Annotated in this window: 7 protein-coding genes and 1 pseudogene; 5 read left to right on the top strand and 3 right to left on the bottom strand. The window is 62.2% G+C overall.

Annotated elements, in window-relative coordinates:
- The 3 genes and pseudogenes from ABWL39_RS20620 to ABWL39_RS20610 form a co-directional block, all read left to right on the top strand.
- On the top strand, positions 1-443 hold a 443-nt coding region (locus ABWL39_RS20620; protein ID WP_003158920.1), incomplete at its 5' end, for a DUF3363 domain-containing protein.
- A 216-nt stretch (positions 444-659) separates the two neighbouring features.
- The gene (locus tag ABWL39_RS20615) at positions 660-1,874 is read left to right on the top strand and encodes a chloramphenicol/florfenicol efflux MFS transporter FloR2 (protein WP_000214125.1); all 1,215 of its coding nucleotides are present in this window, start codon (positions 660-662) and stop codon (positions 1,872-1,874) included.
- Positions 1,875-1,967: 93 nt separating this feature from the next.
- A pseudogene (locus ABWL39_RS20610) lies at positions 1,968-2,084 on the top strand (DUF3363 domain-containing protein); the annotation flags it as partial.
- Here the strand turns inward: ABWL39_RS20610 and tetR(G) are convergent.
- Positions 2,081-2,707 carry a tetracycline resistance transcriptional repressor TetR(G) gene (gene tetR(G) / locus ABWL39_RS20605; RefSeq protein ID WP_000163574.1) on the bottom strand — a complete coding sequence of 209 codons (627 nt, stop codon included), beginning with the start codon at positions 2,705-2,707 and terminating at the stop codon, positions 2,081-2,083. The pseudogene ABWL39_RS20610 and the gene tetR(G) overlap by 4 nt on opposite strands.
- A gap of 103 nt (positions 2,708-2,810) precedes the next feature.
- Between tetR(G) and tet(G) the strand changes: the two genes are divergently transcribed.
- Positions 2,811-3,986 carry a tetracycline efflux MFS transporter Tet(G) gene (tet(G), locus tag ABWL39_RS20600; RefSeq protein ID WP_001257840.1) on the top strand — a complete coding sequence of 392 codons (1,176 nt, stop codon included), beginning with the start codon at positions 2,811-2,813 and terminating at the stop codon, positions 3,984-3,986.
- 20 nt (positions 3,987-4,006) lie between these two features.
- Positions 4,007-4,798: a LysR family transcriptional regulator gene (locus tag ABWL39_RS20595; protein ID WP_001253717.1), complete on the top strand. Its 792-nt coding sequence runs from the start codon at positions 4,007-4,009 to the stop codon at positions 4,796-4,798.
- 91 nt (positions 4,799-4,889) lie between these two features.
- Here ABWL39_RS20595 and ABWL39_RS20590 read toward each other — a convergent pair whose 3' ends face one another.
- Positions 4,890-6,374, bottom strand: coding sequence for an IS91 family transposase (locus ABWL39_RS20590; protein ID WP_022742855.1), 1,485 nt, complete (start codon positions 6,372-6,374; stop codon positions 4,890-4,892).
- Positions 6,375-6,648: 274 nt separating this feature from the next.
- The coding region (locus ABWL39_RS20585; protein WP_023139375.1) for a TCP-1/cpn60 chaperonin family protein at positions 6,649-7,001 on the bottom strand (353 nt) is incomplete at its 5' end.

The following is a 7,001-nucleotide window of genomic DNA, read 5'->3' as shown; positions in this document are numbered from 1 at the left end:
ACCGGCGATTGGTCCATGGCGAAACGGCCGACCTTGCGCCGACCGGCTTCGGGCAACAGGTCCGCGAAGCCATGGACCAGCGCCGCGAGCATCATATCGAACAGCGCGACGCCACGCGCAACAGGGACGGCCGAATCTTCTACCGGCGCAATCTTCTCGCCACCCTGCGCGAGCGGGAAGTTGCGCGCGCCGGTGCGGAGATGGCCGAGGGCAAGGCGCTGCCGTTCCGCGCCGCCAAGGATGGTGAGAGTGTCAGCGGCAAGTTCACCGGGACTGTCCAGCTAACGAGCGGCAAGTTCGCCATCGTGGAAAAGAGCCACGAGTTCACCCTTGTCCCGTGGCGGCCGATCATCGACCGCCAGCTCGGCCGCGAGGTCGCGGGTATCATGCAGGGCGGTTCGGTGTCGTGGCAGTTAGGGCGGCAGCGGGGGTTGGGGCTATAGGAGCCAACGATACCGCATTGCAACGCAACAACTAATTCGATAAGAGCTGCTATTCAATTTCGTAATCGTGGAGCCATCAGCATGGGAAATTCCAAGTCAGCAGACAAGTAAGCCGCAACATCAGAATTGTTGTTGCGGCGCTCTGTAAGACCAATCCCATCTGATTGCTGACGAGCAGACGCTGCCCGGTATCCTTAATCGAGCGGTTGATTCGTCATGACCACCACACGCCCCGCGTGGGCCTATACGCTGCCGGCAGCCTTGCTGCTTATGGCTCCCTTCGACATCCTCGCCTCGCTGGCGATGGATATTTATCTTCCAGTCGTTCCGGCGATGCCGGGCGTCCTGAACACGACTCCATCCATAATCCAACTCACGTTGAGCCTCTACATGGTGATGCTCGGTGTGGGCCAAGTGATCTTTGGGCCACTCTCCGATCGCGTCGGGCGACGGCCGATCCTGCTTGTAGGCGCAACGGCTTTCGTTGCTGCGTCTCTGGGAGCGGCTTGTTCTTCAACTGCATTAGCCTTTGTTGCGTTTCGTCTGGTTCAGGCTGTTGGAGCATCGGCCATGCTGGTGGCCACCTTCGCGACCGTGCGCGACGTATATGCCAATCGTCCCGAAGGTGCCGTCATCTACGGCCTTTTCAGTTCGATGCTGGCGTTCGTGCCTGCGCTCGGCCCTATAGCCGGTGCGCTGATCGGCGAGTTTTGGGGATGGCAGGCGATCTTCATCACACTGGCTGCACTGGCTTCGCTCGCACTCTTAAACGCCAGTTTCAGGTGGCATGAAACCCGACCGTTGGATCAGGCCAGAACGCAACGATCTGTTTTGCCGATCTTCGCGAGTCCGGCCTTTTGGGTTTACACGGTCGGATTTAGTGCCGGCATGGGCACATTCTTCGTTTTCTTCTCGACAGCCCCCCGTGTTCTCATAGGCCAAGCCGGCTATTCCGAGATCGGATTTAGCTTGGCCTTCGCGACTGTCGCGCTGGTCATGGTCACGACAACCCGCTTCGCAAAGTCCTTCGTTGCCAAATGGGGTATCGCGGGATGCGTAGCGCGCGGGATGGCGTTGCTCGTTTCCGGCGCGATCCTGTTGGGGATCGGCCAACTTTTCGGATCGCCGTCATTTTTCAGCTTCATCCTGCCGATGTGGGTTGTCGCGGTCGGCATTGTCTTCACGGTGTCCGTTACCGCCAACGGCGCACTTGCGCAGTTCGACGACATCGCTGGATCAGCGGTTGCGTTCTACTTCTGCATCCAAAGCCTGATAGTCAGTATCGTCGGGACATTGGCGGTGACGCTGTTAAACGGCGATACAGCGTGGCCCGTGATTTGTTACGCCACGGCAATGGCAGTGCTGGTGTCGTTGGGGCTGGCGCTCCTTCGATCCCGTGATGCTGCCACCGAGAAGTCGCCAGTCGTCTAGCCGACGACTGGAAGCAAGCCCGCTCCGATGCGGCGCAATAATCTTCGAAACCTCGTGAATGGCGGTATCCTGTCTGGCAAGATACCGCTCATTTCCCTTGTCCCGTGGCGGCCGGTCATCGACCGCCAGCTCGGCCGTGAGGTCATGGGCATCGTGCAAAGCGGATCGGTGTCGTGGCAGTTGGGGCGGCAAAGGGGCATAAGCCTCTAATCTGTTGTAGATGAACGCAGCCGCTCGAAACCAGCGATGAGGCTGTCGAGTCCGAAGTTGAACGCAGCATCCATGCCGTCTGTTTCCAACTCGTGAAACAGATCGTGCAGGAAGGACGACGGTGCTTGCTCGGACACATCTGGCCTGTCCGGAACTCTCTCATCGGCATCAGATGCCTGCTGCTCGAGAACGGAACCGACCACATAGTGACTGACCGCCCGGAGCGCCCAAACGGCGCGCTTCGGACAAAAGCCCTCCGCGCAGAGAAAGCGTATTTGCGTCTCGGCGGTGCCAAAATTCGGTTCTGTCGGTCGAGTGCCGGCATGGATACGCGCGCCGTCCCGATAAGAGAGCAACGCCGTTCTGAAGCTCAGGGCATTCTCTTTCAGGAACACCCGCCAGTCCTCATTCTCTTCGGGTAGCGAGCGGGTATGGCGTTCCGCCAGCATCGCCTCGGCGAGCGCATCAAGCAGCGCTCGCTTGTTCTGGAAATGCCAGTAAAGCGCAGGCTGCTGAACCTTGAGGCGTTCAGCGAGCTTCCGCGTCGTCAGGCTGTCCATGCCAACCTCGTTCAACAGCTCTAGCGCCGCCGCGATCACGGTGCCCTTGTCCAGTTTGGTCATTCACGTTCCTTCGCCAGTGCTTGACAATTTATCACCGATAAGTTATATTTCCATCTCCTTATCGTTGATAAAGTCGCTCCATTGAGCGGCGCTGGAGTTTCAGGTGCGCAGCTCTGCCATCATTGCCCTGCTGATCGTGGGTCTTGACGCCATGGGTCTCGGCCTCATCATGCCCGTCCTTCCGACGCTTCTGCGTGAGCTTGTGCCAGCAGAGCAGGTCGCTGGACACTATGGTGCCTTGCTGTCGCTCTATGCATTGATGCAGGTCGTCTTCGCGCCCATGCTTGGACAGCTTTCGGATTCTTACGGTCGGCGTCCGGTACTTCTGGCTTCTCTTGCAGGAGCCGCAGTCGATTACACGATTATGGCATCAGCGCCGGTCTTATGGGTGCTCTATATCGGCCGACTCGTGTCCGGCGTCACGGGCGCAACCGGAGCTGTAGCAGCCTCAACCATTGCCGATTCGACGGGGGAAGGTTCTCGCGCACGCTGGTTCGGCTACATGGGGGCCTGTTATGGGGCGGGCATGATTGCCGGGCCAGCACTTGGTGGCATGCTCGGTGGTATCTCTGCTCATGCCCCGTTTATCGCCGCCGCCCTTCTCAACGGGTTCGCGTTCCTGCTTGCCTGCATTTTCCTCAAGGAGACTCATCACAGCCATGGCGGGACCGGAAAGCCGGTTCGCATCAAACCATTCGTTCTGTTACGGCTGGATGATGCATTGCGCGGGCTAGGTGCGCTTTTCGCAGTTTTCTTCATTATTCAACTGATCGGCCAAGTGCCTGCAGCCCTATGGGTCATATATGGCGAGGACCGTTTTCAGTGGAACACCGCGACCGTTGGTTTGTCGCTCGCGGCGTTTGGGGCAACACATGCGATCTTCCAAGCGTTTGTTACCGGCCCGCTTTCAAGCCGGCTTGGAGAGCGGCGCACGCTGCTGTTTGGCATGGCTGCGGATGCGACTGGCTTCGTTCTTCTGGCTTTTGCCACGCAGGGATGGATGGTGTTCCCGATTCTGTTGCTGCTTGCCGCCGGGGGTGTTGGCATGCCGGCCTTGCAGGCAATGCTCTCAAACAATGTCAGCAGTAACAAGCAAGGGGCTTTGCAAGGAACGCTAACGAGCCTCACCAATCTAAGCTCTATCGCAGGACCGCTTGGCTTCACAGCACTCTATTCTGCCACCGCCGGGGCATGGAACGGTTGGGTTTGGATTGTCGGCGCGATCCTCTATTTAATATGTCTGCCAATACTACGCAGACCATTCGCAACTTCATTGTGATTTAGTCATGGCGATTTGGCATGCGTAGACTTAGGAGAAATGACGGATTAAATCTGTTGAGCAATCATCTCCTTTCGGGGCGAGTGCCAATGATGACCTTAGTTCACACTCTCGCTGTCGCCGAATATCTCAACTTCCGTCACGCCGCCAACGCGCTCGGCGTTGCACAGTCCAGCGTCAGCGCCCGCGTGAAGGCACTGGAAGAAGACCTCGGCATCCTCTTGTTCGAGCGTCATGCGCGCGGCGTTCGGCTGACCGAGGCCGGACGCCATTTCGTCGAGCGGATAGCCGTAGGTATTGACCAACTCGACCATGCGGTGAAAACCGCCGGCATGGCGGCAGCCGGAGAAAGCGGCCGGCTTCGTATCGGTATCCATGCCCTGATTCCGCATAGCTTCCTCGCAAAGCTGATCGGCCAATACCGCAAGGATTACCCCGATGTTGAAGTCGAGATCGCCGAAGGCCCGGCCCGTGAAGCGGTGGTGCAGCTTCGCGCCGGCAGGTTGGACGTGGCGTTCGTCGCGGGCACGCCCCAACCACCCGACTGCCATTCCCGTCGCACATGGACCGAACCGCTCTTGGCGGTGCTACCGGAACGGCATCCGCTCGCCAAGCGGTCAGCCGTCACATGGCCCGATTTGGCAGGCGAGACGTTCCTTGCGTATAGGAAGTTCAAACGCCCTTTTCGGGCAGTCTGCTGGGTAGGCGGCGGTCGCGCAAGCCCCGTTTTGGGCACGGATCGGACGTCTGTGAGTGGGATTTCGGCATCGCGGGGCCACGCAGCGGCGTTGTCAGCAGCCATGCTTCGCTGATTCCCGACAGCGGGCCGAGCGCCGCCCTGCGGATCGTGGCCGCATCGGCTCGGATTCCGGTTTCGCCGTCGGCTGTGCAGCCGGCAGATCGTCACGCGGCTTGCACTGGCGGCGCGCGCGCTGCGGGCCTGTAGTGCGCTTCTTCCCGCGCGCCGTGCTTCTCGAAGTGGGCGAGGATGGCGCGGATGGCGGTGGGTTCCTCGATGCTGGCGACGATCCGCACGGTGCCACCGCAGTGGACGCAGGCGGTGACGTCGATGGAAAAGACCCGCTTGAGCCGTTGCGCCCAGCTCATCGCACGGCGCTTCTCCTCGGGGCTGCGCGGCGCGTCGTGGGCGCTGACGTCCACTGGCGCCGCATCGCCCGCAGGCCGCTTGCCGCGCCCCGAGGGCGTCAGCTGCGCACGCAGGTTTGCATTCGGGGCGAATACGCCGTGGAAGCGGGTGAGATGCGCGCGAGGTGGCGGGACCAGCGCCGCCAGCTTGGCGATGAAATCCACCGGATCCCATTCCACATGCGTGGTGCCATTGCGCCACGGGGTCTTGAGCTGGTAACGCACCCTGCCCTGGAGCGCTATCGACAGCCGCTTCTCGCTGATCGCCGGGCGCGTGATGTAGCGGCACAGCTTTTCCAGCTTGTGGCTTTCGTGTGCTTCGGCCGCCACGCCGGCATGCAGTGAGAAGCCGCCGACCTTGCCGGCTTCGCCCTCCAGCGAACCGGCGTCACCGGGCAGCGTTTGCAGCGTGACGACCTTGCAGCCAGCGTCGCGGCCGGTGGCGATGCGGTAGGTGATCGAACTCATCCGCAGCCCATCCATGCTGTCGTCGCCTGCAGCGCTGTCTGCCAGGAAGGCCGATTCGCCCTCCCCTTCGAGCCAGCCTTTGCGCGTCAGGTGCCGACACACCCGGTGCGCGATGGTAGCTGCCAGCTGGGTCAACTGCGCGGTGGTGGGCGCACGGGCGCGGTGCAGGCGCAGTTCGCGCCGCGGCAGCTCGGTGGCTTCCACGTACACGCCGTCGAGCCACAGCATGTGGAAGTGGATGTTCAGGTTCAGCGCGCTGCCGAAACGCTGGATCAGCGTCACCGCGCCGCACTGGGCGCTGGCGCGGTCGATGCCGGCTTGATCGGCCAACCAGCCGGCGATCACGCGCTGCACGATGCCCAGCACCGGGCCAATGGCTTCTGGCTTGCTGGCGAACAGGAAACGCAAGGGGTACGGAAAGCTCAGCACCCATTGCCGCACAGGCCGCGGGCCGAACACCTCCTCGACCAGGTGCCGCGCACTCTCGGCCATGCGTCGCGCGCCGCAACTCGGGCAGAACCCGCGCTTCTTGCAGGAGAAGGCCACCAGCCTCTCTGCACGGCAGTGCTCGCACACCACCCGCAGGAAGCCGTGCTCGAGTACGCCGCAACGCAGGTAGGCATCGAACGCCTCGCGGACATACCCGGGCAGCGAGCGGCCCTCCGCTTCGATCCGTGCAATGAAGTCCGGGTAGTGCGCCTCTACCAACGCGTACAGCAGCGTGCGCTCGGGCGCGTGGCGCGCGTACCGCGAACCGGTGTGGGCGGACGGCAGTGGCGCGCATCCCGCGGCTTGCCGCCGGGATGTGGCGAGGCGCGGCACGCAGCGCTCCGGTGCGGGGACGGCTGCTCAGTGTTGCGCCTGTGTTCGCACGTTCGTATCGGTGCGTTCTGATCTTCGCGTCAGACATTGCCGCGGCGCGGGCACAACAAAAAGCCCGGCATCGCTGCCGGGCTCCGGCCCCGTCCTTGGGGCCTTGATGTCGGGTCGTTGCCGGGATCGGACCGCGCTGGCGCGGTCCGGTTCCCTGACGACCGGGCCAACCGGATCAGAAATCCATGCCGCCCATGCCGCCCATACCGCCAGCACCCGGCATGGCCGGCTCTTCCTTCTTCGGCACTTCGGCCACGACCACTTCGGTCGTGATCGCAAGGCCGGCGACGGAAGCGGCGTGCTGCAGGGCCGAGCGGGTCACCTTGGTCGGGTCCAGGATGCCCATGGCGATCATGTCGCCGAACTCGCCGGTGGCGGCGTTGTAGCCGTAGCTGCCTTCGCCGGCCTTGACGTTGGCCACGATCACGCTCGGTTCTTCACCGGCGTTGGCCACGATGGCGCGCAGCGGGGCTTCCAGCGCACGGCGGGTGATGGCGATGCCCAGGTTCTGGTCTTCGTTGATGCCCT

The sequence above is a fragment of the Chitinivorax sp. PXF-14 genome (assembly GCF_040812015.1).
GTDB lineage: Bacteria > Pseudomonadota > Gammaproteobacteria > Burkholderiales > SCOH01 > JBFNXJ01.
The sequence above is the reverse complement of the archived record's forward strand: the minus strand, read 5'-3'. Positions and strand labels throughout refer to the sequence as shown.

What these genes read in the sequence shown, in the direction of transcription:
- ABWL39_RS20615 (WP_000214125.1), top strand. Translation starts at nt 660, where the DNA reads ATGACCACCACACGCCCCGCGTGGGCCTATACGCTGCCGGCAGCCTTG.
- ABWL39_RS20595 (WP_001253717.1), top strand. Translation starts at nt 4,007, where the DNA reads ATGCGTAGACTTAGGAGAAATGACGGATTAAATCTGTTGAGCAATCAT.